General features: G+C 66.8%; 24 protein-coding genes. 19 read left to right on the top strand and 5 right to left on the bottom strand.

Going from position 1 to position 26421, the window contains the following annotated elements:
* Nucleotides 1-16 precede the first annotated feature (16 nt).
* From OHQ90_RS29555 to OHQ90_RS29540, 4 genes are all read left to right on the top strand, one after another.
* A complete protein-coding gene (locus OHQ90_RS29555) occupies nucleotides 17-1843 on the top strand; it encodes a sugar-binding protein (protein WP_328403037.1) in 1827 nt (608 codons plus the stop codon).
* Between the two features lie 366 nt (nucleotides 1844-2209).
* Nucleotides 2210-2773: a peptide deformylase gene (gene def, locus OHQ90_RS29550; RefSeq protein ID WP_328403035.1), complete on the top strand. Its 564-nt coding sequence runs from the start codon at nucleotides 2210-2212 to the stop codon at nucleotides 2771-2773.
* The gene (fmt, locus tag OHQ90_RS29545; protein WP_328403033.1) at nucleotides 2773-3696 is read left to right on the top strand and encodes a methionyl-tRNA formyltransferase; all 924 of its coding nucleotides are present in this window, start codon (nucleotides 2773-2775) and stop codon (nucleotides 3694-3696) included. Before def ends, fmt begins: the two co-directional genes overlap by 1 nt.
* Before the next feature lie 602 nt (nucleotides 3697-4298).
* Nucleotides 4299-5810 (top strand): RsmB/NOP family class I SAM-dependent RNA methyltransferase, encoded by a 1512-nt coding sequence (locus OHQ90_RS29540; RefSeq protein ID WP_442941205.1) that lies wholly within the window; start codon nucleotides 4299-4301, stop codon nucleotides 5808-5810.
* Between the two features lie 422 nt (nucleotides 5811-6232).
* Here the strand turns inward: OHQ90_RS29540 and OHQ90_RS29535 are convergent, their stop codons facing one another.
* Both OHQ90_RS29535 and OHQ90_RS29530 read right to left on the bottom strand, forming a co-directional pair.
* On the bottom strand, nucleotides 6233-7174 hold the full coding sequence (locus OHQ90_RS29535) for an RNA polymerase sigma factor SigF (RefSeq protein WP_328403029.1): 942 nt from the start codon (nucleotides 7172-7174) through the stop codon (nucleotides 6233-6235).
* On the bottom strand, nucleotides 7174-7596 hold the full coding sequence (locus OHQ90_RS29530) for an ATP-binding protein (RefSeq protein WP_328403027.1): 423 nt from the start codon (nucleotides 7594-7596) through the stop codon (nucleotides 7174-7176). Before OHQ90_RS29530 ends, OHQ90_RS29535 begins: the two co-directional genes overlap by 1 nt.
* Nucleotides 7597-7692: 96 nt before the next feature.
* Between OHQ90_RS29530 and rpe the strand changes: the two genes are divergently transcribed.
* Nucleotides 7693-8349, top strand: a complete 657-nt coding sequence (gene rpe / locus OHQ90_RS29525; RefSeq protein WP_328413168.1) for a ribulose-phosphate 3-epimerase — start codon at nucleotides 7693-7695, stop codon at nucleotides 8347-8349.
* A gap of 34 nt (nucleotides 8350-8383) precedes the next feature.
* Here the strand turns inward: rpe and OHQ90_RS29520 are convergent, their stop codons facing one another.
* Nucleotides 8384-8854, bottom strand: coding sequence for a hypothetical protein (locus OHQ90_RS29520; RefSeq protein WP_328403025.1), 471 nt, complete (start codon nucleotides 8852-8854; stop codon nucleotides 8384-8386).
* A 600-nt stretch (nucleotides 8855-9454) separates the two neighbouring features.
* Here OHQ90_RS29520 and OHQ90_RS29515 point away from each other — a divergent pair.
* The 4 genes from OHQ90_RS29515 to OHQ90_RS29500 all read left to right on the top strand — a co-directional run bounded on the left by OHQ90_RS29515 (nucleotide 9455) and on the right by OHQ90_RS29500 (nucleotide 12456).
* Nucleotides 9455-10078: a riboflavin synthase gene (locus OHQ90_RS29515; protein WP_328403022.1), complete on the top strand. Its 624-nt coding sequence runs from the start codon at nucleotides 9455-9457 to the stop codon at nucleotides 10076-10078.
* An 84-nt stretch (nucleotides 10079-10162) separates the two neighbouring features.
* The gene (locus OHQ90_RS29510; RefSeq protein WP_328403020.1) at nucleotides 10163-11407 is read left to right on the top strand and encodes a bifunctional 3,4-dihydroxy-2-butanone-4-phosphate synthase/GTP cyclohydrolase II; all 1245 of its coding nucleotides are present in this window, start codon (nucleotides 10163-10165) and stop codon (nucleotides 11405-11407) included.
* Nucleotides 11408-11444: 37 nt separating this feature from the next.
* The gene (gene ribH / locus OHQ90_RS29505; protein ID WP_328403018.1) at nucleotides 11445-11924 is read left to right on the top strand and encodes a 6,7-dimethyl-8-ribityllumazine synthase; all 480 of its coding nucleotides are present in this window, start codon (nucleotides 11445-11447) and stop codon (nucleotides 11922-11924) included.
* A 4-nt stretch (nucleotides 11925-11928) separates the two neighbouring features.
* The gene (locus OHQ90_RS29500) at nucleotides 11929-12456 is read left to right on the top strand and encodes a PH domain-containing protein (protein ID WP_328403016.1); all 528 of its coding nucleotides are present in this window, start codon (nucleotides 11929-11931) and stop codon (nucleotides 12454-12456) included.
* A gap of 212 nt (nucleotides 12457-12668) precedes the next feature.
* On the opposite strand, the gene OHQ90_RS29495 is transcribed toward OHQ90_RS29500, so the two are convergent.
* On the bottom strand, nucleotides 12669-14615 hold the full coding sequence (locus OHQ90_RS29495; protein WP_328403014.1) for a gamma-glutamyltransferase family protein: 1947 nt from the start codon (nucleotides 14613-14615) through the stop codon (nucleotides 12669-12671).
* A gap of 97 nt (nucleotides 14616-14712) precedes the next feature.
* Between OHQ90_RS29495 and OHQ90_RS29490 the strand changes: the two genes are divergently transcribed.
* From OHQ90_RS29490 to tpiA, 10 genes are all read left to right on the top strand, one after another.
* A complete protein-coding gene (locus tag OHQ90_RS29490; RefSeq protein ID WP_328403012.1) occupies nucleotides 14713-15399 on the top strand; it encodes an HAD family hydrolase in 687 nt (228 codons plus the stop codon).
* 56 nt (nucleotides 15400-15455) lie between these two features.
* Nucleotides 15456-16016, top strand: a complete 561-nt coding sequence (locus OHQ90_RS29485; protein WP_328403010.1) for a hypothetical protein — start codon at nucleotides 15456-15458, stop codon at nucleotides 16014-16016.
* Nucleotides 16017-16299: 283 nt separating this feature from the next.
* Nucleotides 16300-16725 (top strand): hypothetical protein, encoded by a 426-nt coding sequence (locus OHQ90_RS29480; protein ID WP_328403008.1) that lies wholly within the window; start codon nucleotides 16300-16302, stop codon nucleotides 16723-16725.
* 88 nt (nucleotides 16726-16813) lie between these two features.
* Complete coding sequence (uvrC, locus tag OHQ90_RS29475; RefSeq protein ID WP_328403006.1) at nucleotides 16814-18907, top strand: excinuclease ABC subunit UvrC; 2094 nt, start codon at nucleotides 16814-16816, stop codon at nucleotides 18905-18907.
* Between the two features lie 119 nt (nucleotides 18908-19026).
* Nucleotides 19027-20010 (top strand): RNase adapter RapZ, encoded by a 984-nt coding sequence (rapZ, locus tag OHQ90_RS29470; protein WP_328403004.1) that lies wholly within the window; start codon nucleotides 19027-19029, stop codon nucleotides 20008-20010.
* On the top strand, nucleotides 20007-21053 hold the full coding sequence (locus OHQ90_RS29465) for a gluconeogenesis factor YvcK family protein (protein WP_328403002.1): 1047 nt from the start codon (nucleotides 20007-20009) through the stop codon (nucleotides 21051-21053). Before rapZ ends, OHQ90_RS29465 begins: the two co-directional genes overlap by 4 nt.
* The gene (gene whiA, locus OHQ90_RS29460; protein WP_328403000.1) at nucleotides 21044-22027 is read left to right on the top strand and encodes a DNA-binding protein WhiA; all 984 of its coding nucleotides are present in this window, start codon (nucleotides 21044-21046) and stop codon (nucleotides 22025-22027) included. Before OHQ90_RS29465 ends, whiA begins: the two co-directional genes overlap by 10 nt.
* 321 nt (nucleotides 22028-22348) lie before the next feature.
* Nucleotides 22349-23368 (top strand): type I glyceraldehyde-3-phosphate dehydrogenase, encoded by a 1020-nt coding sequence (gene gap / locus OHQ90_RS29455; RefSeq protein WP_328402998.1) that lies wholly within the window; start codon nucleotides 22349-22351, stop codon nucleotides 23366-23368.
* 4 nt (nucleotides 23369-23372) lie between these two features.
* Nucleotides 23373-24587, top strand: a complete 1215-nt coding sequence (locus tag OHQ90_RS29450; protein ID WP_328402996.1) for a phosphoglycerate kinase — start codon at nucleotides 23373-23375, stop codon at nucleotides 24585-24587.
* 2 nt (nucleotides 24588-24589) lie between these two features.
* The gene (gene tpiA, locus OHQ90_RS29445) at nucleotides 24590-25375 is read left to right on the top strand and encodes a triose-phosphate isomerase (protein WP_328402994.1); all 786 of its coding nucleotides are present in this window, start codon (nucleotides 24590-24592) and stop codon (nucleotides 25373-25375) included.
* Nucleotides 25376-25437: 62 nt separating this feature from the next.
* Here the strand turns inward: tpiA and OHQ90_RS29440 are convergent, their stop codons facing one another.
* Nucleotides 25438-26217 (bottom strand): META domain-containing protein, encoded by a 780-nt coding sequence (locus OHQ90_RS29440; RefSeq protein WP_328402993.1) that lies wholly within the window; start codon nucleotides 26215-26217, stop codon nucleotides 25438-25440.
* Nucleotides 26218-26421: the final 204 nt, after the last annotated feature.

Below are 26421 nucleotides of genomic sequence, written 5' to 3'. Positions count from 1 at the left end.
ACGACTGGAGGGTTGGATGGCGCAGGGGGGAGCGGGCGGCTTCGGGGGCAGGCCGAGTCGGCGTGCTGTCCTTGCCTCGGCCCTGGCAGCAACCTGGCTGGTAGGGGACACTTCCTCGAGCAGCGTTGGGCGGGACGTTCAGCGGAACACGGTGGACGCGGCGCGGGATCCGGCTCATACCGACGTGTTGTTCGTCGGTGCACATCCGGACGATGAATCGAGCAATCTGTCCACCTTCGGACAGTGGCACGAAGACTTGGGCTGGAGCATCGGCGTCGTCACCGTCACGCGTGGCGAGGGTGGCGGCAATGCCGTCGGACTGGAGGAAGGGCCGGAGTTGGGTCTGATCCGGGAGATGGAGGAACGCCAGGCGACCGCCTTCGCCGGGGTCGAGAACATCTACTACCTCGACAAGCCGGACTTCTGGTACACCCTCTCCGCGCCGCTGACCGCGCGCGTTTGGGGCGAGCAGGACACCATGGCCAGACTGGTGCGGCTGGTGCGGCTGACCACGCCGCACACGATCGTGGTGATGGACCCCCGGCCGTTCAACCAGCATGGCGGCCACCAACTCTCGGCACGTCTCGGCATCGAGGCGTTCCGACTGGCAGGGGATCCACTGGTGTATCCCGAGCAGATCACCGATGAAGGGCTGACGCCGTGGCATCCCAGCAGGCTTCTTGCCCAGAACTACGGGTTCGACTCGTTGCTCGGGCCAGACGCACCCCAACAGCGACGCACCGATCCCGACACCGGTTTGCCGGTCATCGGCGTGTGGTCCGGCACTCGCTCGCGCGAACACAACACGACTTGGGCGCAGGTCGAGCGCGACGCGACTCGGCTTTATCTGACACAGGGTTTCGCCGCGAAGCCTGCGCAAGTGTCGTCGGACCCAGGGCAGCTCGGTTCCGATTGGTTCACCGTGCTGGCCGCGGACGGTCGGTTCGTCCAGGCGGCCGTGCACCGGCAAACCGGACTGAAGCCGCTGTACGCCGAGTTCCGTGACTGGGCGGACCGCGCCGGGTTGCCGTGGTTGGCCAACCGGGTCCAGCCGAACTATCCACCGAATCCGAGCACCACGATCCCGGCCGTTGCGGCTGCGCCTGTCCTCAACGGCGTCGAGGGACCCGGGGAGTATCCGGGGCCGGAACTGCCGCTCGCCGTCTGGGAGGGTGGTGGCGGATGCGCGGCGACAGCGAAGCTGGTCAGGCACGACGACGACCTGTACGTGCTGGTCAACGTCACCGACGACCGAAAGGGCGCCGAACTGGCGGCCGACGACATCAAGCGGCATTGGCGCACCGACTCGATCGAGATCGCCCTCGACCCACGCGGCGACTCCGACGACACCTCGACCACCCTCAAGACCGGCATCCTGCCGTACACGGCAGGCCGAGGTGGCCCAGCTGCCGAGCGCGACGCCGACAATCATCAGGGTGTGGCGGGCGAGGCGGTGCCGGGGATGCAGGTGGCCGCGATGGTCACCGAGCCGTACCGGGGGTACTCGATCGAGGTGAAGATCCCGCTCACCGGGCTTCCCACAGCGGTCGATCCCACCAAGTTCGCGATGAACATCCTCGTCTACGACTCCGACACCGACGACAAGACCGGCCAGATCCGCCTGGCCTGGTCGCCATTTGGCAGCGCGCAGGCAGACCCCTACGTGTGGGGCACCGCAACACTCGTCGGCTACCGACAGCCAGCGGACCCCCTGACGACCGAGGTGCCGCCCGCCATTCCGCAGACCGCCGCGCGTAGCGCCGACTCGTCTGCGTCGCTGGCCCAGACCAGACGTACCGGAGTGCCGATCGCGGGCGGCCCGCGGCCCAGACTCGCACGCTAGCTCGTGGTTGCGCGCCACCTGGTCCTGCTGGATCTGGAGCGTACGTCGATCGGTCCGCCGGAATGGGATTTGGTGCATACCGCCACGATGCCCTTGACCCGCATCGCTGACGCCGTCACCAGTACAGCGCTACTTTGTGTCGTGAAATGCAACGACGTGTCGTGAATCGGCAGGTGAGCTGCAGAGATAGGGCGACTCTCGGTCGCCGACCAGGCCTTTTCAGGCGGCCGGGCGGAGGGGTTGACACCCCGCCCGGACCGCACTGGAGTTCTACCAGCTTTCTGCCGATGTGTCGGGGAGGTCAGGAGAATCGGGTCGTCTCACTAGAATGAGACGACCGTGTTCATTCGTTTCCGGGAGCCCGCCGTGACCATTCAGCCCGTTCGCCTCTTCGGCGACCCCATCTTGCGCGCACGTGCGGCGGAGGTCACCGAGTTCGATCGTGAGCTGCGCCAGCTCGTCGCCGACCTCACCGACACCATGCACGACGACGGCGGAGTCGGGATGGCCGCGCCGCAGATCGGCGTCGGCCTGCGGGTGTTCGTCTACGACACCGGCGACGCCGCAGGCCATCTGGTGAACCCGACATATGTGGTGGACGGCGAGGAAGAACAGGTCGGGCCGGAAGGGTGCCTGTCGATTCCCGGTGTGCGCTATGACACGCGGCGGGCGCTGCGGGTGCGCGCGTCCGGGTTCGACATGGACGGCGTGCCGATCGAGTTCGCGGCCGAGGGACTGCTTGCGCGGTGCGTGCAGCACGAGACCGATCACTTGGACGGTGTGCTGTTCCTGGACCGACTGGATCCGGCCGCGCGCAAGGAGGCAATGCGCACCATCCGCGAATCCGATTGGTTCACAGCGGGTATCACCGTGCGCAGTTCGCGCGCGCTCGGGGCCGGCCAGGCCGGTCCGTTCGGACGTGGTCGCTGATGCGCATCGTCTTCGCGGGCACACCCGAACCGGCGGTGCCGTCGCTGCAGCGATTCATCGATTCGCCGCGCCATGAGGTGGTTGCGGTGCTGACCCGCCCCGACGCGGTCGCCGGACGTGGGCGCAAGGTGACCAGGTCGCCGGTCGGCCGGTTGGCCGACGAGCACGGCATCCCGGTGCTGACCCCGCGCCGCCCGGCCGAGCCGGAATTCATCGAGCAGCTCACCGCGCTCGCGCCCGACTGTTGTCCGGTGGTCGCCTATGGTGCGCTGCTGCCGCAGCAGGTGCTCGATATTCCGCGGTTCGGCTGGATCAACCTGCACTTCTCGCTGCTGCCTGCCTGGCGCGGTGCGGCGCCGGTGCAGGCGGCGATCGACGCCGGTGACGAGATCACCGGCGCATCCACCTTCCAGATCGAGGCGGGCTTGGACACCGGACCGATCTTCGGCGTCGTTACCGAGAAGATTGCGGTGACCGACACGGCGGGAGCGCTGCTCGAGCGGCTCGCGGCTAGCGGCGCGCACCTGCTGGAGACCACCCTCGACGGTGTGGAAGACGGCACGCTGCAGGCTGTTTCGCAGCCGAACGACGGTGTCTCCTATGCCCCCAAGGTGGCCGTCGAGGCCGGGCGCATCCGCTGGGACATGCCCGCGCTCGCCATCAGCAGGCGGATCCGCGCGGTTACCCCGGCCCCCGGCGCGTTCACCGAGATCGGTGGCGCCCGCGTGAAACTCGGACCGGTCGAAATGGTCGAGGAAGTGCTGCCGCCGCGAACGATCGAGGTTCGCAAGTCCGGCGTTTTCGTGGGCACCGCCACCACCGCGGTCCGCTTGAATCAGGTCCAGCCGCAAGGCAAACGAATGATGGCGGCGCTCGACTGGGCCCGCGGTGCGCGCCCGCAGCCGGGCGCGGTGGTCGAATGAGCACCCATGATGACCAATTGAAAGGACAGGCCGACCCGCGTCGGGCCGGATCGGCACCGGTGAAAAACGATGCACAACGAAAGGATTCGGCCTTGCGCGACGACTCGGCACGCGGCGGAGACTCGACACGACAGAATCGTGGCGGCGACCGGCAGGCGCCGCCGCCGTCGAAAGGCGCGGGCCGCAGCGGTTCCTCGGGAGCCCGCGACACCGGTGCCACGCCACGAGGGCAGCGCGGTCAAGGCAGCAAGTCCGGTGCCGGGAACGCAACCGGCAAACGCGGCGAGGCCGCACGCGGCGATCAGAGCCGCCCCGGCGATGCACGTCGAGTGCAGCGCGGTCAGGGCCAAGGCGCGGCGACCGGTCAGTCTGATCGGGGGTCCCGGGATGCCGGGGACCGCCGCGGGGCTGCACAGGGAACTCGAGGCGGGCGTAGCGGCTCGGCGCAGGGGCGAGATGCAGGTGGTACGGGCCGCGGATCGTGGAGCGCTGCTGGGCAGCGCAAGGATGCGTCGCCGCGTGGGCAGGGTGACCCCGTTCGGCGATCGGACGAGCGGCCTCGGAAGACAGGGGCGGCGCAGTCGGGTGATGATCGGGGCACGGTGCGGGGTGCCGGGTCGACGAGTGGTGACCGGGGTGCGGTCAAGGCTGGCGGGGCGGCAAGCGATCGGGCGCGAGGCGGTGCCGATCGGTCCGGGCGCCCAGCGTCGAAAAGTGCGGCACGGCAGAAGGACTCGAATGCTTCGCGGGCCGGTAGGGACGAACGCGCGTGGGCCGGTTCGGTCGACGCGGTACGGCTCGTGGCGCTCGATGTGCTGCGCGCGGTTCGGGAACGCGACGCCTATGCAAACCTCGTGCTGCCCGCTCTGCTTCGGGAGCGCAAGATCTCCGGTCGGGATGCTGCGCTGGCCACCGAGCTCGCCTACGGCACCTGCCGGTCGCGGGGGCTGCTGGATGCGGTGATCGCCGATGGTGCGGGACGGCCGATCGACGAGATCGACGGTCCGCTGCTGGATGTGTTGCGGCTCGGTGTGTATCAGCTGCTGCGCACCAGGATCGGGGCCCATGCGGCGGTGGACACCTCGGTGGCGCTGGCGCGTGCCGAATTCGGTGCGGGCAAGGCGGGATTCGTCAACGCGGTGCTGCGCAGAGCAGGCGAGAAGTCCGTCGACGAGTGGGTCGACGCGCTCGCGCCGCGGGATCCGATCGGCCGGTTGGCCTTCGAGTTCGCGCATCCGACGTGGATTGCGCAGGCGTTCGCCGATGCCCTCGGCGCGCAGGCGGGCGAGCTGCGAGAGGTCTTGGCCGCCGACGACGCTCGCCCGATCGTGCATCTGGTCGCGCGCCCCGGTGAGATCACCGCGGAGGAATTGGCATTGGTGACCGGTGGTGAGGAGGGCCGGTGGTCGCCTTATGCGGTGTACCTCGAAGGCGGCGATCCCGGAAAACTGGAGCCGGTGCGCGAGGGCATGGCGGCTGTGCAGGACGAGGGTAGCCAACTGGTAGCGCTCGCACTCACCCGCGCACCGCTGGACGGCCCCGACAACGGCCGCTGGCTCGACCTCTGCGCAGGCCCAGGCGGTAAGGCTGCGCTGCTCGGTGCGCTTGCCGGCATCGACGGCCACCGCATAGACGCGATCGAGCCTGCGGAGCACCGCGCCGAACTCGTCCGCAAGGCCGTGCACAACCTGCCCGTCGACGTGCACGTCGCCGACGGTCGCAGCAGCGGCCTGGCCCCCGGTTACGACCGCATCCTGGTCGACGCACCGTGCACCGGCCTCGGCGCGCTCCGACGCAGGCCGGAAGCCCGCTGGCGTCGTACTCCGTCCGATGTGGCCGACCTGGTCGTCCTGCAACGCGAATTGCTAGCTGCCGCATGGGAACTCGTACGTCCCGGCGGCGTCGTGGTCTACTCCACCTGCTCCCCGCACCTGCAGGAGACCGTCGCCATTGTCGCCGACGCCGTCCGCCGCACCGGAGCAACCCAACTGGACGCCCGCGACCTCCTCCCCGGCGTCACCGGCATCGGCGATGGCCCCGGCGCGCAACTGTGGCCGCACCGCCATGGCACCGATGCGATGTTCCTCGCGGCACTGCGCAAACCGGTGGAGTAGTTGCCTACCGAGTCACGAGCAGCCGTGTCGCTGCCCGACGGCCGGGGCGGCAGCGAGTTCGTCGGATCGGGTTGAGGCACGGCGAGCTCGTGATCTGGTCGGTATCAGTCTGGGTATCGGTACGGCCGCTCGCCAGCTGGTCGTCGGTCCGCAGACAGCGAGTTGGTACCTGGTGTCGGCGGATTTGTCTGCCGGCTGGTCGGCGGTTCGCCATCGGCGGGTAGCGGTGGTCCGGGCGTCGAGTTCGTCGGTCGGGCGGGAAGCGCGCAGTTGGGATCGGGTCGCGCCCCGCGGCGGCCTGGCCACGAGTTCCTCTGTTGGCCGTGTCGTCGAAGATGTCGCGCACACCGACGGGTTGTGACAGACCTCCCTCATGCGGATCGACTCTTGGCCACCTGAGCCGTACACCCGACTCGGCGCGTTCAGTCCCGTGCGGACTGCTCACGGAGCCGGGCAAGGGTTTTCGCCAGAATTCGGGAGACGTGCATCTGCGAAATGCCCATGCGCTGGGCGATCTGCGTCTGGGTCATCGACTCGAAGAACCGCATGGTGAGGATGCGGCGTTCGCGTTCCGGCAGACCGGCGAGCAGCGGGCGGATAGCGACGTATTCCTCCACCCGGTCGAACTGGGATTCCTCCTCGCCTAGGGTGTCCAGCAGCGAGGCCTCGGTGTCGCGACCGAGTGAGGCGGCGTCGATGGAGCTCGGCTGGTAGGCGTTGCCGGCGATGACGGCTTGGGTCACCTCGTCGGGATCCACGTCGAGTTCGGCCGCGATCTCTTTCGCGGTGGGGGAGCGGCCCAACGATTGGGACAGCGAATCGATGGCCGCGCCGATGCGCAGGTGTGTTTCCTTGACACGGCGCGGCACACGCATCGCCCAGGTGTTGTCACGAAAATAGCGCCGGACCTCGCCCATGATGGTCGGCACGGCAAAAGACAGGAAGTTCGAGCCGCGCGAGATATCGAAACGGTCGACCGCGTGTACCAAACCAACCCTGGCGACCTGGGTGAGATCGTCGAACGGCTCACCGCGTCCGCTGAATTTTCGGGCGATGTGGTCGGCGAGCGGGATGCAGCGGCCGATCAATTCGGCGCGCAGCGCGGTGTGTCTCGCGGTGCCCGGTGTGCTTGCGGAGAGTTGTTCGAAGAGTGCGGCGACGTCGTCGTACCCTCCGCTCGACCCGGCCTCTTCGAGCGTCTCGGCCACCTCGGCGGAATCCTCCGCCCGAGCCGGTTCGACCTCGTCCTCCTCTCTTTCGTCGGCCCCCGACACCACGGTTTCGTCCGACACCATGTTTTCGTCCGACACAGCGCTCTCGTCCGACTCGGCGCGTTTGTCCGACACGGCGTTTTCGTCCGCCACTACGCCTTCCCCCGGACCCGACGGAACTCCACCGTCGTCGGATATCCGGAGACGGCCGCATCGTACGAATCCTGTGTTGCCTCCACCACATCGGTGAGCGTGCGCAGTACATGCCACCCGAAGCTGCGCTGATCGGGTAGCCCCTCGCTGCCCGCCACACCGCTGACCCGCACCAGCAACTCGGTCTCACCCACGGTGAACCGGCAATGCAGGCTGGTGTCCGGCGCCGCGACCGCGATGAGCGTCGAGCACACCTCGTCCACCGCGAGCCTGATGTCGGCCACCTCGTCCAGGGTGAAATCGCTGAGCAAGACGAGGGTTTCGGCGAGCCCACGCACAATGGGTAGCTGTGTCACCGACGCAGCTACCCGAATCTCCACCGGGGTGCTGTAAAGCCCCTGTTCCGCCGAAATGTTGATCACCCTATGCAGGCTACCCACTCCCGGCCGAGGCAACCCTCACTACCGTTAGACTGCCGCGTTGTGTCCTCTTCGACGTTTTCGCGCCCGGCCGCGCCGATGATCGCCCCATCCATCCTCTCCGCGGACTTCGCGCACCTCGCCGACGAGGTCAAAGCTGTGGAGGGCGCCGACTGGTTGCATGTCGATGTGATGGACGCGCACTTCGTGCCGAACCTGACACTCGGGCTGCCCGTGGTGCAGAGCCTGTTGAAGGTGACCGATATTCCGCTGGACTGCCATCTGATGATCGATGACCCGGGCCGGTGGGCGCCGCCGTATGCCGAGGCGGGTGCGCACAATGTCACTTTCCACGCCGAGGCGACCGACGATCCGATTGCGGTGGCCCGCGACATTCGGGCGGCGGGTGCGAAGGCCGGACTCTCGGTGAAGCCGAACACGCCGATCGAGCCGTACCTGGAGATCCTGCGCGAGTTCGACACTCTGCTGGTGATGAGCGTGGAACCCGGTTTCGGCGGACAGTCCTTCATCGCGCACGTGCTGGAGAAGGCACGGATCGTGCGCAGGCTTGTCGACGCGGGTGAGCTGCGGCTGATCGTGGAGATCGACGGCGGAATCAACAACGACACGATCGAGGCGGCGGCGGAGGCCGGAATCGACTGCTTCGTCGCCGGATCCGCCGTCTACAACACGGCCGATCCCGGCGCCACGGTGGCCGCGCTGCGGCAGCGTGCCGCCGCGCTGCGCGTCCAGTAGCTCGGGATTCGGGTCCCACGGGGCCCGAATATCTTTACAACGCGCGAACTTTCATAGCACCGAGGGTGCGGGTCGCTTCGGCGACCGCGCTCAGCGGCGGCAGTGTTGTTGCGTTCTCCGGCGGCTGTATCCAGGTCCGGTAGCCGGTGCGTTCGTCGTCCGGCGACGGCAGCACGACCTGGCTTCCGGTGCAGGCGACGGTGGCATACAGCCGGAACAGTTCGGCGGACACGGCGGTGGTGAGGGTGTCGGGCCGGGCGGGTCCGGTAATGAAGGTCCACCGCCGCGCGCGCGGATGATGGACGACCGGCGCGGCGATCTGGGCCTGGGTGAGCTGGTGCTGGACCCGTTCGCCGAGCTCCGCGGGCATGGTGATGGCACCGTAGTGCGTGCCTATGTGCAGTAATATGCGGCGCGACGTCGGATCGATTGATGCCGGCATGTGAAATTCGCGCCGATACTGCACGCAGCGAACTTCCAGCGTCGAATCGAGAAGAGTGGTCACGCAACACCCCCAAGTGTGTCGAACCTGATTTGACCCATCGTGCTGTCTATTTGACCCACGGCGCTGTCTGTCTTCCTCGAGTGGTGGACTTCCCTGGATCGAACTCCCCGGGTCTGCAACGCACCTCGGGTCGAACCGCTCCGCACTGAACTGCTCGGGTCGAAGTTGAACATCAGGAATCAGCTACATAACAATATTGCATCCAATTTTGTTCCCGCGCAAGCATTCGGTGTAACTCGTGTTTCGGCGGGGTACCCAGCAAAATCCCATAATACGAGCCGCGAGTGAAATTCTTCCGCACGGTATCGGAAATATGAATTGATATTGATCGCCGACAGGTATACGGCGATGTTTCCTTATGCTCGGTCACGATTCGACTGTGAACAATAATTGGCGTTATGTTCGGCGCGATTCGACCAGCCCGGCGGTCTGATTCCGGCGCCGGCTGCGGAGTCAGGGTTCGCCCGGCCACTGGATGGAACCGTGCTGGTTGCTCGCCGACACCCGTCGTTAGGCTGGTCTGGCACCGACCGACGGGAATAGCGGCCTGGCCCGAGCTGTTCCGCAACCGGTAGAAACGACGCGACAGGGAGTCAAGGCATGTTCACAGGCATCGTCGAGGAGCTCGGCGAGATCGTCGCCACCGAGCGGTTGGCCGACGCCGCTCGACTGACGATCAAGGGCAAGCTGGTGACCTCCGATGCCGGACACGGAGATTCGATCGCCGTGAACGGAGTGTGCCTGACCGTGGTCGACGTGATCGATGGCGACTCGTTCACCGTCGACGTGATGCAGGAGACATTGAACCGCTCCAGCATCGGCGGCCTCGGCGCTGGCTCCCGGGTCAACCTGGAACGCGCGGCCGCGCTCGACAGCAGGCTCGGCGGACACCTCGTGCAGGGTCACGTCGACGGCACCGGCACCGTGCTCTCCCGCACGCCCTCGGAGAACTGGGAGGTCGTGCGGATCTCGCTGCCCGACGCGATCGCCCGCTATGTCGTGGAAAAGGGTTCGATCACCGTCGACGGCATCTCGCTGACGGTCTCCGGCCTCGGCCTTTCGGAGGAACCAGCGGTCGACGGCAATCGCGACTGGTTCGAGGTTTCGCTCATCCCGACCACCCTCACGATGACCAATCTCGGCGCCGCGACGGTGGGCACCACGGTCAATCTGGAAGTGGACGTGATCGCCAAGTACGTCGAGCGGCTCCAGCAACGCGGCTGACCGGTCGCATATGCGCCGCCGGGAACATACGGCGGACGCCGTAGTGTTAGGGACGCACCCTTTTCGAGATGGAGCACAGCAGACGTGACCAGGTTCGACACCATCGAGCGCGCAGTCGCCGATATCGCCGCCGGTAAGGCGGTCGTCGTCGTGGACGACGAGGACCGCGAGAACGAGGGCGACCTCATCTTCGCGGCGGAGAAGGCGACCCCCGAGTTGGTGGCCTTCATGATTCGCTACACCTCTGGTTACATCTGCGTGCCACTGACCGGTGACGACTGCGATCGGCTCGGCCTGCCGCCGATGTACGCGCTGAACCAGGACAAGCACGGCACCGCCTACACCGTGTCGGTCGACGCCCGCGAGGGCATCACCACCGGCATCTCCGGCGCGGACCGCGCGACCACCATGCGCCTGCTCGCCGCCGCGGAAACCAAGGCCGACGACTTCACCAGGCCCGGCCACGTGGTGCCGCTGCGTGCCAAGGACGGCGGCGTGCTGCGTCGGCCCGGCCACACCGAGGCCGCGGTGGACCTGTCCCGGATGGCGGGCCTGCGTCCCGCCGGTGTGATCTGCGAGATCGTCAGCCAGAAGGACGAGGGCCACATGGCCCGCACCGAGGAGTTGCGCGTCTTCGCCGATGAGCACAACCTGGCGCTGATCTCGATCGCCGACATGATCGCCTGGCGGCGCAAGCACGAGAAGCATGTGGTGCGGGTCGCCGAGGCGCGGATCCCTACGGCGCACGGCGAATTCAAGGCTGTCGGCTACCAGAGCATCTACGACGAGGTGGAGCATGTCGCGCTGGTGCGCGGCGACATCTCCGATGGCGAGGACGTGCTGGTGCGGGTGCATTCGGAATGCCTCACCGGTGACGTGTTCGGCTCGCTGCGCTGCGACTGCGGTCCGCAGCTCGATGCCGCGCTGGAGATGGTGGCCCAGGAGGGCCGCGGGGTGGTGCTGTACATGCGCGGGCACGAGGGCCGCGGCATCGGTCTGATGCACAAGCTGCAGGCCTACCAGCTGCAGGACTCAGGTCACGACACCGTCGATGCGAACCTGGAGCTCGGATTGCCCGCGGATGCGCGCGATTACGGCACCGGCGCGCAGATCCTGGTCGACCTCGGCATCCGCTCGATGCGGCTGCTCACCAACAATCCGGCCAAGCGCGTCGGCTTGGACGGCTACGGGCTGAAGATCACCGACCGGGTCCCGATGCCGTTGCGCGCCAACGCGGAAAACCTGCGGTATCTGCGGACCAAGCGGGACCGGATGGGCCACGACCTGATCGGCCTCGACGAGCTCGACCTCGGTGAGACAGCACAGTAATGCACACAGTCGACGAGATCCGGAAGGGCGGACTTCGATGAGCGGTACCGGCGTACCGACATTCGCGCTGGAGGATGCCAAGGAGCTCAAGCTCGGCATCGTCGCGTCGCGTTGGCACACGCGGATCTGCGACACGCTGGTCGCGAACGCGGAACGGGTGGCGAAAGAAGCCGGCGTCTCGCAGGTGACGGTGGTCCGGTGCGCGGGTGCGATGGAGCTGCCGGTGGTCGCACAGGAGCTGGCCCGCACGCATGACGCGGTCGTCGCGCTCGGTGTGGTGATCCGTGGTGGCACACCGCATTTCGAGTACGTCTGTGATGCGGTGACCGCCGGTCTGACCCGGGTTTCGCTGGATGCGGGCAAGCCCGTCGCCAACGGTGTGCTGACCACCAACAACGAGGAACAGGCCCTGGACAGGGCCGGGCTTCCCGGATCTGCCGAGAACAAGGGTGAACAGGCCGCCGCGGCAGCGCTCGACGCCGCGCTGACCCTGCGCACCCTGCGCCGGTCCGCGTAGACCGATGCCAGTCGTCCGGATCTGGCGAAGGAAGCCCGGCACCGGGGCGGGCGCGCCCGCCGATTCGGCTGCGGGACAGGGTGACACCCCGGAGTGGGAGCTCGAAGTGCGCCCGCGTCGGGCGGTTCGCACCGCCTGGATCGTCGCGGTGCTGCTCGCCGCGTTCTTCATCGCGGGCGGCATCTGGTTACGCACCGGCTCGACCGGCGTCAACTTCCGCCCGGCCGACCAGTTGGCGATGATGGGCATCGGCCTGCTCGCGGCCGCCGCGGTGCTGTTGCTGACCAGGCCCCGGCTGCGCGCCGGTGCGCGCGGCGTCGCGGTCCGAAACATCCTCGGCGACACGATGTTCCCCTGGGAGCACATCCGTGGTGTCTCCTTCCAGGACCGAAAGTCCTGGGCCCGACTCGAACTGATCGACGACGACTATGTCCCGCTGCTCGCCATCCGCTCCAATGACAAAGAACACGCGGCCCGTGCCCTGGATCGGCTCCGCGAGCTCGGCGTGAAGTACACCACCACCGCCGAATAGCACTGCCCACCACCTCAACTCGCCATCGTGCCGCTCGGCCGTGTTGGGTGAGTGACACACCGTTGCGGCAAACCGAGTGAGCGCTCCTCCAGGGTGTGCTACTCGTCGGCAGGAATCAGGGGAAGATGGGTGGCCGATTCGTGGGTGGACTGTGATGCCACCGAAGGCTGGTGTCCGAGCGGGGATGGCATCCCGGCTCGGACACCAGGCGGTCAGTGCGTGTCGCCGAGAACAGCGCCTTCGCGGCGGGGGTCCGCGCCGCCGATCCAGCCGTTCGTCCCGTCGCGCTGCAGGGCGCTCAGGCCACTGATCTGCGGAGCGATCGAGACCTGGTGGCCGAGTTCACGGAGCCGGAGCACCAGCGGGTCGTGATCGCCGTTGTCGGTGGCGTTGATGGCAGGGTGTTCGCCGCCGACATTGGTCGACGGGGTGTTGGCCGTGCCGAAGTCGACGCCCGAGACCGCCTGCTGTGGGTCGAGGCCCCAATCCAGCACCCCGATGAGGGACTTCAGCACGAACTGGATGATCACCGAACCACCGGGGGAGCCGACCACCTGGGTGAGCTCGCCGCGGGTGCCGTCGGCACCGCGATCGAAGACCAGGGTGGGGCTCATCGAACTGCGTGGGCGCTTGTTCGGCTGCACACGGTTGGCCACCGGCGCTCCGTCGGTGCCGAGCGGATCGGCGGAGAAATCGGTGAGCTGGTTATTGAGAACGAATCCGTCGACCAGATGGAAGGAGCCGAACGCGGACTCCACCGTCGTCGTCATCGAGGCGGCATTGCCGTACTTGTCGACCACCGAGATGTGGCTGGTGCCGTGCTCGGGCGGCTGCGGGCCGACGCCGACCGGGACAGGGCCGAAATCGCCCGGCTGCGCGGTGCCCATGCTGTGGCCGGGGTTGATCAACGAGGAACGCTGCTTCAGATAGTCCTTGTTCAGCAGTGTCTGCGGTGAATTGCCGGGCAGCGGAATGAAATCCGTGTCGGCCACGTACTTGTTGCGGTCGGCGTAGGCGAGCCGCTCCGCCTCGGAGACGAGGTGCACCGCCTCGGCCTTCGGTTTGCCACCGTTGTGATCGATATTGTCCGGTCGCAGCGCAGCCAGGTCGAAGTTCTCCAGGATGCCGAGGGTGGCGGCGACGGCGATGCCACCGGAGGACGGGGCGGGCATTCCACAGATCTCATGGTTGCGGTAGCCGGTGCACAATGCGGTCCGCTTCTTGGGCTGGTACCCGGCCAGGTCGCTCGCGGTGATGAGGCCAGGAGTGCGGCCGCCCGTCGTCGAAGCGGCCGCGTCGACGATGTCGCGGGCAATGGCGCCGGTGTAGAACGCTTGCGCACCCTCGGAAGCGATGGCGCCCAACGCCTTCGCCATCGCCGGGTTGGCCAGGTTGGTGCCAGCGGGTTTGGCGGTGCCGTCGGGGTTGAGGAAGTACGCCTTCGAGGCCTCGTCGTTGGCGAGATCCTTGGCCGAATCAGCGATCTGACCCGCGAGCCGCGGGCTGATAGGGAAGCCCTGATCGGCCAACGACACCGCGGAATCGAACAGCTCGCGCCAACCGCTCTTACCGTGTTCGTGATGCGCGAGCTCCAGCATGCGCAGCACACCGGGGACGCCGATGGAGCGGCCGCTTGCGCGGGTGTTCGGTTTGGGTTCGGTCCGGTCGGTATCGCTGATCCAGCGCAGGTAGTTCTCGGTGGCGGCGGCGGGGGCGACCTCGCGCCCGTCGTAGGCGTCGACAGTTTTCGCCGCCGCGTCGTAGTAGAGCATGAACGAGCCGCCGCCGATTCCGGACGACTGCGGCTCGACCAAGCCGAGCACCGTTTGTGCGGTGATCAGTGCGTCGGCCGCAGTGCCCCCATTGTTCAGCACTTCGCAGGCCGCCTCGGTGGCGAGCGGATTCGCCGTCGCCACGGCATACGAGCTGGTCCGGACCGCAGTCATATTGCTGCGATAACCGGACGCGCTCTCAGGGTTGGTGCTGATGTTCTGTGAGGTGGTGGCACCCGCCGTGGCGGGGGCGGCCGTCACCGGCGTCCCGTTCGGCACACTGGCACATGCCGCGGCCTTGTCGCTGTCGGACGAACAACCTGTCACCAGTCCCACCGTGAGGACCAAGGCCGCGCCGGCCCCGGTCCAGATGTGTCGCACGCGCATTCACGGACTGTATCGCTCTGCCGCCGCCCGCAGCGCAGTTTTCCCCCGCCACTGGGAAGGTCATGAGAGGCCGATCACGGGCCGGTAAGCTGGCTCGGTGACGGTAACGGCGGTGCTCTTCGACTTTTCCGGGACGCTGTTTCGGCTGGAGGATGACGAATCCTGGGCCGATGATCTGGTCGGCGAGGACGGGCAGCCGTTCGATGTGCACGAAACGGCCGAGATCATCCGGCGCATGACAGCCCCTGTCGGTCAGTCGGTGCAGTTCGACGCCGAAGGTCAGATCGCCTGGGAGCAAAGGGATCTGGATCCACGGCAGCACCGAAAGGCCTACCTCGAGGTGCTGCGGCACTTCGGGGTGCCGACGGTGCGGCAAGCGGAGCGGTTGTACGGCAGGCTCGTCGACCCGATGTCGTGGACGCCGTATCCCGATACCGAGGATGTTCTGAAAACGCTTGCGGCGCAGCGTATTCCGGTCGGCCTGGTCAGCAACATCGCGTTCGATGTGCGTCCTACCTTCGCGGCAAGGGGCTGGGACCGGTTGGTCGACAGCTTCGTACTGTCCTTCGAGGTCGGTTCGGTCAAACCGGATCCACGTATCTTCCGGGCCGCGTTCGAGGAACTCGGGGTGCCCGCTGAGTCGGCGTTGATGGTCGGTGACAGCGCGGAGGCCGATGGCGGTGCGACTGCCCTCGGGTGTCGCTTCGCCCTGGTCGACCCCTTGCCGACGGTGGAACGTCCGGACGCGCTGCTGCGAGTCCTGGAGCGGTACGAACTCGGCTGATTGCGCCATCGAATCGCGAGCGCCGAGGCAGCGCGTAATAGCAGTACCGTTCGATTGTGTCCCGTGTCACAGTGGTGAGCGATCGCGTCGTCTGGGCCACCGTGCCGAATTACCGTGCGATCTGCGGGCCCGTCGGGGGTTCGCTGGTTTCCTCGTTGGAATGGGGGAGCGCCGTGTATGCGGACCCTGCTGCGGAGAATCATGCCATCGCGGTGGCCGCCCGAATGCTGGGCGGCATGCCCACGCAGGTCCGCGAGGCGCGTGAAGCCGCATGGGGCATGGCGGTATTCGGGATCGCCTATCCGGCAATCATGGGATCGACCATCGGTGTCGATGCGGCGCGGGCGGCCTCGATTCAATTCGTCTTCGGTTGGATATTGGGGCTTGTCGCCTGCGGATTCGCCGGTCGGTGGCAGTGGACGGGGGTCACCGCGATCGTGTTGGCATTTTTGCAGTGTGCGGTCTGCGTGTGGGCGCGCAGCGATGTCATTCCACCCGTGCTCTGGATTGTGGCGGTTCTCTACTCTGCGGGTGTTTGCGCCGCTGTTGCCTGGTTGCTTCGGCGGCCCGTGGCACAAGCCTGGTTCGTCGTGGGCGTCTCGCTTCCTGCGCGCTGAGCGAAGAATTCTCGCGATTATTCGACGCGGAAGGGCGCCGGCTCTGGCGTGGGAATATGTCGCGTGGGTCACATCGATCTGCCGACTGAATATGGTTGTGGCCCTCGTCATAAGCATACTTACTCGATTGTAAGCAGGCCGATCATTCCGATAGCGTCCGATTTGCGCGTCTGTGAGGACGTGGCGCAAAGCTCGATGAGGAGTGATCGTGGTTTCGAATGTTGCTGTCGTGGACGAGCCGAAAATCGTTCCGGCAGTCGGGGATTTGTCCAAGGTCCGCCGAATGGTCGATGCCAGCACCACGGTCCGTCATTTCTTCCGATTCGCCGTCGTTACATCGAACATGCCCGATGCGGTGCGCAGGGTGCGCCTCGGGGCCGGGTTCCTGGTGGCTTTTACCCTTGGGCATTTTGTGCTGGGCCTGCTCGATAATGTCGAATCTGCAAGTGCTAGCTCGGCCGAGTTCTTTGCCAGCTGGGTGCTCGCCGCCAACGTCTTGATCTTCGGGCTCCGGGAACTCTGGGTCTGGGTGACCGCCGTGATTCTGGCGAGTGTGCAGATCTTCATCGGACTTTTCACGATCATCTCCGGGCTGCCGTCTCAGGTGGGCGTCCTGCCGGTCCTCGCGGTCATCGCAGGCGCTGCGGTGATCGTCGCGCTGCTGTTCCACTCCGCATCAACAGGATGGTTCTTCCGCAAGACGGCCTGATCGGCCCGTGTCTGTCCCGCAGGTTATCGCGCTGCTGGTGAGCGTCGGCCCCGATCGGCCTGTCGGACCCGCTCGATAGGCTTGATGGGTGGCAGATCCAGCGACGTACCGGCCCGCGCCCGGCACGATTCCCGTCGAACCCGGTGTGTACAAGTTCCGGGACTCCTACGGGCGGGTCATCTATGTCGGCAAGGCCAAGAGCCTGCGCAGCAGGCTGAACTCGTACTTCGCCGATGTCGCTTCGCTGCACCCACGGACGCGGCAGATGGTCACCACCGCCGCGAGCGTGGAGTGGACGGTCGTCTCCACCGAGGTCGAAGCGCTGCAGCTGGAATACAACTGGATCAAGGAATTCGATCCGCGCTTCAACGTCCGCTACCGCGACGACAAGTCGTATCCGGTGCTGGCGGTCACGCTCGACGAGGAGTACCCACGGCTGTTCGTCTACCGCGGCGCGCGCCGCAAGGGCGTGCGGTACTTCGGCCCATACGCGCACGCCTGGGCGATCCGCGAGACCCTCGACCTGCTGCTGCGCGTGTTCCCGGCACGCACCTGCTCCAACGGAGTCTTCAAGCGACACAACCAGATCGGCCGCCCTTGCCTGCTCGGCTACATCGACAAATGCGCGGCGCCGTGCATCGGCAGGGTGAGCGCCGAGGAGCACCGCGACATCGTCGACGACTTCTGCGACTTCCTGGCCGGGCGCACCGACCGCATGGTGCGCCAACTGGAACGCCGCATGCTCGACGCCGCCGAAGAGCTCGATTTCGAGACCGCCGCCCGGCTGCGTGACGATGTCCAGGCACTGCGGAGGGCACTGGAGAAGCAGGCCGTCGTGCTCGGCACCGGCACCGACGCCGACGTGATCGCCTTCGCCACCGACGAATTGGAGGCGGCGGTGCAGATCTTCCACGTCCGCGACGGCCGGGTTCGCGGCCAGCGCGGCTGGGTGGTCGACAAATCCGGCGACGCCATCGACGTACCGGAGGCCGGCGGCGAAATGGCGGCCCTGGTGGAGCAGTTCCTCACCCAGTTCTACGGCGAGCAGGCTGCGCAGGTCGAACAGGGCGAAGACGAGCAGCCCGCGAACGTGGTGCCGCGTGAGGTGCTCGTCCCGCAATTGCCCGCCGACGCCGAGCAGATCCAGGAATGGCTGAGCAGGCTGCGCGGATCGGCGGTGCAGCTGCGGGTGCCGCAGCGGGGGGACAAGAAGGCGCTCGCCGAGACGGTACAGCGCAACGCGATGGAGGCGCTGGCTCAGCACAAGCTCAAGCGCGCAGGCGATCTGACATCGAGATCGCAAGCTCTGCAAGACATTCAGGACGCCCTCGATCTCGACAGTGCGCCGCTGCGCATCGAATGTGTAGATATCAGCCACGTACAGGGCACCGATGTGGTGGCCTCGCTGGTGGTCTTCGAAGACGGTCTGCCACGCAAGTCCGAGTACCGCCACTATGCGATCAAGGAGGCCGCAGGCGAAGGCCGCTCGGACGACGTCGGCAGCATCGCCGAGGTGACCCGTCGCAGGTTCCTCAAGCTACGCCGCGACCGCGACGCCGCCGAGCGCAGCGAACTGGACGGCCCGCCGGGCGTCGTCGCCGTCGCGGAACACACCGAACTGGAGGTCACCGGGTCGGACGCGGTCGTCGATGTGGAAACGACGGTCATCGACTTCGAATCCGACGACGCCGAACTCACCTCGCGACCCGGCATCGATCCACGCACCGGACGCCCGAAGAAGTTCGCCTACCCGCCGAACCTCTACGTCGTCGACGGCGGTGCACCCCAGGTCGCCGCCGCGGCCGAGGTGCTCGACGAGCTCGGGATCACCGATGTCGCGGTGATCGGCCTTGCCAAGCGGCTCGAGGAGGTGTGGGTGCCGGGGGAGAGTGACCCGGTGATCATGCCGCGCAACAGTGAGTCGCTGTATCTGCTGCAGCGGGTGCGCGACGAGGCGCACCGATTCGCGATCACCTTCCACCGCAGCAAGCGTTCGCGGCGGATGACCGCCTCCGCTCTCGACTCGGTGCGTGGCCTCGGCGCGGCGCGGCGGACCGCGTTGGTCACCCACTTCGGTTCGGTGGCCAAGTTGAAGGAGGCGACGGTCGAGCAGATCACGGAAGTGCCCGGCATCGGCGTGGCGACTGCCAAAGCGGTGCTCGCAGCGCTTCGAGAGGAGTAGTAAGGAACAGCGTCCTCGGAACCGCCGGAAGTTCCGTGCCGCCTACGTTGTGTGTCTGCGCCCGATACCCGAAACGGTGCGGGATGATCGACAGGCACCTGAAACAGATCCGGTAGGACATGACACGCGTCGAATCGAACAACAGTGCGGGCAGTCCGCGGCCGACCGCTGGGCGGGCCGGCCCGGTGGATGCTGACGTCACGCCGGTCGAGGGGGGTTTGCGGGAGGTCGAGGCCGTCATCGTGACGGGCCTGTCCGGTGCCGGACGTGGCACCGCGGCCCGGGTGCTCGAGGATCTCGGCTGGTACGTCGCGGACAACCTGCCACCCGAGCTGATCGGGCGCATGGTCGAGCTCGGCGCCTCCGCCGATCCGCCGATCCGCAGGCTGGCCCTGGTCATGGACGTGCGAAGCCGATTTTTCACCGGTGATCTCTCCGTCGTCACCGAGCAGTTGCGGGCCCGCGGCGTGCGGACGCGAGTGTTGTTCCTCGAGGCCTCCGACGACGTGTTGATCCGGCGCTTCGGTTTTGCCCGCAGACGTCACCCGCTGCAGAGCGAAAGCACCGATGGCACCCTTTCGGCGGGCATCGCCGCGGAACGGGTCCGCCTCTCCACTGTGAAAACCGCCGCCGACCTCGTCATCGACACCACCGAGCTGTCGGTCCACCAACTGCATCGCAAGCTGGAGGAGGCCTACGGTGGTGGCGCGCCCACCGCGCTGCAGGTGACCGTGCAATCCTTCGGGTTCAAGTACGGGGTTCCACTGGACGCGGACATGGTGTTGGATGTGCGTTTTCTACCTAATCCACATTGGATACCGGAACTTCGGGAACATTCGGGACAGGAGACCGTGGTCAGCGAGTACGTGCTGTCGCGCCCCGGCGCGGACGATTATCTGCGCACCTGCCACCACCTGGTCGACCTGACGACGAATGGTTACCGCCAAGAGGGGAAGCGATACATGACGGTGGCAGTGGGCTGCACCGGGGGTAAGCACCGCAGCGTGGCAATTGCGGAAGCGCTGGGCGAATTGATGAGCGCGGAGACCGGCGAATCCGCCGATGTCGTGCGGATCGTGCATCGGGATCTGGGGCGCGAATGACCGGGTGGGAATCGAATCCCGCCATCGTTGCTCTGGGTGGCGGGCACGGCCTGTATGCGACGCTGACGGCCGTGCGTCGGCTGACCACGAAGATCTGCGCGGTGGTGACCGTCGCCGACGACGGTGGCTCCTCGGGCCGACTGCGCGCGGAACTAGGCGTACCGCCGCCGGGTGACCTGCGGATGGCGCTTGCCGCGCTTGCCGCCGACAGCGACGACGTCCTGACGCGGACCATCCAGCATCGGTTCGGCGGCACCGGCGCACTGGCCGGACATTCGGTCGGAAACCTGATATTGGCCGGTCTCACCGAGGTGCTCGGTGATCCGGTGGCCGCGCTCGACGAGGTCGCGAAGATGTTGCGGGTCACCGGCAGAGTGCTGCCGATGTCGCCCATCGCGCTCGATATCGAAGCGGATGTCTCTGGGCTGGAAGCAGATCCGCGAGTGAGCCGCTGTATTCGCGGACAGGTTGCCATCGCGACGACACCGGGTAAGGTGCGGCGGGTGCGGCTGATACCGTCGGATCCGCCCGCGAGCCAGGAGGCGACCTCGGCCATCGAGCACGCGGATGTCGTTGTGCTCGGCCCCGGATCGTGGTTCACGAGTGTGATTCCGCACGTGCTCGTGCCCGAACTGCGCGACGCGCTGGTGTACACCAGAGCCAGAAAGGTGCTTGTGCTCAATCTCGCCGCCGAGCCGGGCGAGACGGCGGGGTTCTCCGCCGAACGGCATCTGCATGTATTGTCCCAGCACGCACCGGAATTCGTGGTCGACGAGGTACTGGTCGATTCCGGGTCCGTGCCGGAAGGTCGCGAAAGAGAACATGTGGCCAGGGCTGCCGAACAATTGCGGGCGCGAGTAACCTTCTCCGATGTCGCCGAAGCGGGAACGGACCGGCATCACCCCGGAAAGCTTGCCGCCGCACTGGATCAGCTGATCCGGCAACCTCGGCCACACATGGCAGGGCTTCGAGTCGAGGGACGTCACATGGGTCAGGATGTGCGTTCCGGGTTGGGTGGAAAGGAGCGCGTCTCGTGGCGATGACAGCCGAAGTGAAGGACGAGCTGAGCAGGCTCACGGTCTCACAGGTGAGTTCTCGCAAGGCGGAACTGTCGGCGCTGCTGCGGTTTGCGGGCGGCCTGCACATCGTCGGCGGGCGGGTGATCGTCGAGGCCGAGGTGGACATGGGTTCCATTGCGCGCAGGTTGCGCAGGGAGATCTTCGAGCTATACGGCTACGGCTCCGATGTGCACGTGCTCGGTGCGGGTGGTCTACGCAAGACCTCGCGCTATGTGGTGCGCGTGTCCAAGGAGGGCGAGGCGCTGGCCAGGCAGACCGGGCTGCTCGACGTGCGCGGGCGTCCGGTGCGCGGCCTGCCGGCCCAGGTGGTCGGCGGCAGCATCGGCGATGCCGAAGCGGCTTGGCGCGGAGCGTTTCTCGCGCACGGCTCGCTCACCGAGCCGGGTCGTTCGTCGGCGCTGGAGGTCAGCTGCCCCGGTCCGGAGGCGGCACTGGCATTGGTCGGCGCCGCACGGCGGCTCGGCATCACGGCGAAGGCACGCGAGGTGCGCGGCACCGATCGGGTCGTCGTGCGCGACGGCGAGGCGATCGGCGCGCTGCTGGTCAGGATGGGTGCGCATGACACCAGGCTCACCTGGGAGGAGCGCAGGATGCGCCGCGAGGTGCGTGCCACCGCGAACCGGCTGGCCAACTTCGACGACGCGAACCTGCGCCGCTCGGCTCGCGCCGCGGTCGCCGCCGCGGCCAGAGTGGAGCGCGCGTTGGACATCCTCGGCGACGAAGTGCCCGACCATCTCGCGGCCGCGGGCAAGCTGCGCGTTCAGCATCGCCAGGCGTCGCTGGAGGAGCTCGGCCAGCTGGCCGACCCGCCGATGACGAAAGATGCTGTGGCGGGCCGGATTCGGCGTCTGCTGTCGATGGCCGATCGGCGCGCCAAGGACTTGGGTGTGCCCGACACCGAATCGGCCGTCACCGCCGAGCTACTGGACGACGCCTGAGCCGTTTCGGTTGGACGATATGGCTGCGAACCCGCCGCAGACTCCGGTCTGCGGCGGGTTCGCAGTATCCGATCACTGCCGGTTCGTGCCGACCCGACCCGACCGCCACGGAGCGAGTATTACGAGTGACCGTTCGCGGCCCGTCTCGCGTCCGAGTGGCCGAAGTGCATGCGCCGAAGGCGCGAGTCTCGCCCGCTCGGACGCGAGACCAAGGGGGCCGCGAACACGCAGTGCCGTAGGCGCTGCAAATCCCACACAGCCCGGGCATTAGTGTGGTTATGGCATCGGAATGAATCCGCTTGAAAGCTGAGGAGCGATAACGTGACTGTCCGGGTAGGCATCAACGGCTTCGGTCGTATCGGACGTAACTTCTTCCGGGCGGTGGAGGCGCAGAAGGCGCTCGGCACCACCGACATCGAGATCGTCGCGGTCAACGACCTCACCGACAACGCGACCCTCGCGACCCTGCTCAAGTACGACTCGATCCTCGGCCGTCTGCCGCAGGACGTCTCGCTGGACGGCGACGACACCATCGTGGTCGGCGAGCAGCGGATCAAGGCACTGGCCATCAAGGAGGGCCCGGCCGCCTTGCCGTGGGGTGATCTGGGCGTCGACGTCGTCGTCGAGTCCACCGGCATCTTCACCGACGCGACCAAGGCCAAGGGCCACATCGCCGCCGGCGCCAAGAAGGTCATCATCTCCGCGCCTGCCAAGGGTGAGGACCTGACCGTCGTCATGGGCGTCAACGACGACAAGTACGACGGCAGCCAGAACATCATCTCCAACGCCTCGTGCACCACCAACTGCCTCGGCCCGCTGGCAAAGGTGCTGAACGACAGCTTCGGCATCGAGCGCGGTCTGATGACCACCATTCACGCCTACACGCAGGACCAGAACCTGCAGGACGGCCCGCACAGCGACCTGCGTCGCGCCCGCGCCGCCGCGCTGAACATCGTGCCCACCGGCACCGGCGCGGCCAAGGCCATCGGCCTGGTGCTCCCCGAGCTCAACGGCAAGCTCGACGGTTACGCGCTGCGTGTTCCGGTCCCGACGGGCTCGGTCACCGACCTCACCGTGAAGCTGACCAAGTCGGCCTCCGTCGACGAGATCAACGCCGCGTACCAGGCGGCCGCCGAAGGTGCGCTGAAGGGCTTCCTGAAGTACAACGTGGACCCGATCGTGTCCAGCGACATCGTCACCGACCCGCACTCCTGCATCTACGATGCGCCGCTGACCAAGGTCATCGACGATCAGGTGAAGGTCGTCGGCTGGTACGACAACGAGTGGGGCTACTCCAACCGCCTCGCCGACCTCATCGGTCTCGTCGGCAAGTCGCTCTGACGCGATGGCAGTCAAGACACTCCAGGATCTCCTGAGCGAGGGTGTCGAGGGTCGGGGCGTGCTCGTGCGCTCCGACCTGAACGTTCCCCTCGACGACAACGGCCAGATCACCGATCCGGGCCGCATCATCGCCTCGGTGCCCACCATCAAAGCGCTGGTCGAGGCCGGCGCCAAGGTGGTCGTCACGGCGCACCTCGGCCGCCCCAAGGGCGAGCCGGATCCGAAGTTCTCGCTGGCTCCGGTCGCGGTGCAGCTGGCGGAGCTGCTCGGCCGCAATGTCCAGCTCGCCGGTGACGTCGTCGGCTACGACGCGCTGTCGCGCTCGGAGGGCCTCACCGACGGTGATGTGCTGCTGCTCGAGAACGTGCGCTTCGATCCGCGTGAGACCAGCAAAGATGACGCCGAGCGGGCCAAGCTCGCCGCGGCGCTGGTCGAGCTGGTCGGCGACGACGGTGCGTTCGTCTCCGACGGTTTCGGTGTTGTGCATCGCAAGCAGGCCTCGGTCTACGACGTCGCGAAGCTGCTTCCGCACTACGCGGGCACGCTGGTCGCCGCCGAGGTCGAGGTGCTCGCGAAGCTGACCGAGAACGCCGAGCGTCCATACGCGGTTGTGCTCGGTGGCTCGAAGGTCTCCGACAAGCTCGCTGTCATCGAGGCGCTCGCGCCGAAGGTCGACACGCTGGTCATCGGTGGCGGTATGTGCTTCACCTTCCTTGCCGCACAAGGACTCCCGGTGGGGGCCTCGCTGCTGCAGGAGGAGATGATCGATACCTGCAGGGGTCTGCTCGAGCGCTACGCCGATGTGATCCACCTGCCGCGTGACATCGTCGTCGCGAACAAGTTCGCTGCCGACGCGGACTCGAAGGTCGTTGCGGCCCACGAGATTCCGGAGAGTTGGCTGGGTCTGGACATCGGCCCCGAGTCGGTGAGCCGGTTCGCGGCGCTGCTGACCGAGGCGCGCACCGTCTTCTGGAACGGCCCGATGGGCGTGTTCGAATTCGAGAAGTTCGAGGCAGGCACCCGTGGTGTCGCCGAGTCGATCGTGACCGCAACCGGCAAGGGTGCGTTCACTGTTGTCGGCGGCGGTGATTCGGCCGCGGCTGTGCGGGCGCTCGGGCTGCCCGAGGACGGTTTCTCGCATATCTCCACCGGCGGCGGCGCGTCGCTGGAATACCTGGAGGGTAAGGAACTTCCGGGCATCGCGGTTCTGGAGGACTGACCATGGCACGCAAGCCGCTCATCGCGGGCAACTGGAAGATGAACCTCAATCACCTCGAGGCCATCGCTCTGGTGCAGAAGATCGCATTCGCGTTGCCGGAGAAGTACTTCGCCAAGGTCGACGTCACCGTGGTCCCGCCGTTCACCGATCTGCGCAGCGTGCAGACCCTGGTGGAGGGCGACAAGCTGCTGCTCACCTACGGTGCGCAGGACGTGTCCACGCGCGACGAAGGCGCGTACACCGGCGAAATCAGCGGATCCATGCTGGCCAAGCTGGGGTGCACCTATGTGGTCGTCGGGCACTCGGAGCGTCGGCAGTACCACCTGGAGGACGACGCCACCGTGCTCGCCAAGGCGAAGCAGGCGCTGAAGTACGGGATCACGCCGATCGTCTGCATCGGTGAGGGCCTGAACATCCGCGAGGCGGGCACACACGTCGAGTACAACCTCGAGCAGTTGCGTGGATCGCTGAAAGGTCTATCGGCCGAACAGATTTCGAAGGTCGTCATCGCCTACGAGCCGGTCTGGGCCATCGGGACCGGCAAGGTCGCCACGCCTGCCGACGCGCAGGAAGTGTGCGGCGCGATCCGTGCCGAGCTGGCCGAGCTGGCCAACCCGGAGGTCGCCGCGGGCGTGCGGGTGCTCTACGGCGGTTCGGTGAACGCCAAGAACGTCGGTGAGCTCGTCTCACAGACGGATATCGACGGCGCACTGGTCGGCGGCGCTTCGCTCAAGGGTGACGAGTTCGCAACCCTGTCGGCGATCGCCGCGGGTGGCCCACTGCCGTAAGCGTTTTCGTGACGACGAGCCGGGCATCGACATGATGCCCGGCTCGTCGTTATTCGATGGCCCTATACGGCGCGCAAGGTCAGGCCGTCGCCCTTGTCGTTTCGCAGGCTGAGGGTGTCCGCGTCGATGGTGGCGGTGGTCTTGCCGTCGAGGGCCTCGAGGACGGCGGTCTCGACCTCCATCACCTCGGGTGAACACATCATCCTGGTGCTGGCGACCCGGAAGGTGACGTCAGCGCCTGTGATGGTGGCGTTGCCGGTCAGCCGGTTGCAGCCGCCGCTTCCGGAGACGGCACCGTCGGGGGCGATGGTGAGGGTCGGTTTCACCTCGTCGATGGTCTGCGATCGGGTCCTGGCGTCGGGGGTGATGATCTCGGTAACGATCCAGGTGGTGCCGGTCAGCGGCTTGTCGGGTTGGGCGACCTTCTTGTCGAGCAGGTGCACGGTCGAGTTGGTGCCGTGCAGGGTGAGTTCGGTGTTGTCCAACTGCCAGCCAGGCGACGAGTTCAGGAGGTTCGTGAGCCATTCGTCGGCACCATCGCGGTCACCCGAGCAGGCCATGAGGGTGCCGGCCAGCGTGGATACCTGCAGCTTGTGGTTGTCGAGGACGACCGCGCCGCTGTAGGTGTTGCAACCCGCGGCGGCCGAGATCCGATCGGCTACGAAGGTGAGCGTCAGCGGGCCGTCGCCCGGGATGGGCACACCTTCGACTTCGGTGGAGACGTAGGTGTGGCCGATCGGGGTCGGCGCATGCTCTGGAGATTTCTCCGAGTCGCTTGTGCAGGCAGCCGCCCACAATGTGAGCAAGAGAATCGGACCGAAACGCACGAAGTTTGCCGACATGTTGCGATCCTACCGACGTTGCCGTACCGAGACCGGCATTCTCGACCCTGACCGGCCCGCCGATGCGGTCCGACGTCCGCTCGCGGTCACTGCGTCCTGAAGCGGCAGGCGCGCCATTGGGCCTGTCGTTCAACCACTTTGCGGTCGAGCGCCGGACACGGCGGCGATGCCGCGTTCGCCCCGACCGGACCCACCGGCAGGATG

Source organism: Nocardia sp. NBC_00403, from assembly GCF_036046055.1.
GTDB lineage: Bacteria > Actinomycetota > Actinomycetes > Mycobacteriales > Mycobacteriaceae > Nocardia.
Note: the sequence above shows the minus strand (reverse complement) of the source record. Positions and strands in the feature narration are given on the sequence as shown.

Coding starts and splice junctions, on each gene's coding strand:
- OHQ90_RS29555 (WP_328403037.1), top strand. CDS start 17: ATGGCGCAGGGGGGAGCGGGCGGCTTCGGGGGCAGGCCGAGTCGGCGT.
- fmt (WP_328403033.1), top strand. CDS start 2,773: ATGCGCATCGTCTTCGCGGGCACACCCGAACCGGCGGTGCCGTCGCTG.
- rpe (WP_328413168.1), top strand. CDS start 7,693: ATGATCGCCCCATCCATCCTCTCCGCGGACTTCGCGCACCTCGCCGAC.
- OHQ90_RS29515 (WP_328403022.1), top strand. CDS start 9,455: ATGTTCACAGGCATCGTCGAGGAGCTCGGCGAGATCGTCGCCACCGAG.
- ribH (WP_328403018.1), top strand. CDS start 11,445: ATGAGCGGTACCGGCGTACCGACATTCGCGCTGGAGGATGCCAAGGAG.
- OHQ90_RS29500 (WP_328403016.1), top strand. CDS start 11,929: ATGCCAGTCGTCCGGATCTGGCGAAGGAAGCCCGGCACCGGGGCGGGC.
- OHQ90_RS29495 (WP_328403014.1), bottom strand. CDS start 14,615: ATGCGCGTGCGACACATCTGGACCGGGGCCGGCGCGGCCTTGGTCCTC.
- OHQ90_RS29480 (WP_328403008.1), top strand. CDS start 16,300: ATGGTCGATGCCAGCACCACGGTCCGTCATTTCTTCCGATTCGCCGTC.
- rapZ (WP_328403004.1), top strand. CDS start 19,027: ATGACACGCGTCGAATCGAACAACAGTGCGGGCAGTCCGCGGCCGACC.
- OHQ90_RS29465 (WP_328403002.1), top strand. CDS start 20,007: ATGACCGGGTGGGAATCGAATCCCGCCATCGTTGCTCTGGGTGGCGGG.
- OHQ90_RS29450 (WP_328402996.1), top strand. CDS start 23,373: ATGGCAGTCAAGACACTCCAGGATCTCCTGAGCGAGGGTGTCGAGGGT.
- tpiA (WP_328402994.1), top strand. CDS start 24,590: ATGGCACGCAAGCCGCTCATCGCGGGCAACTGGAAGATGAACCTCAAT.
- OHQ90_RS29440 (WP_328402993.1), bottom strand. CDS start 26,217: ATGTCGGCAAACTTCGTGCGTTTCGGTCCGATTCTCTTGCTCACATTG.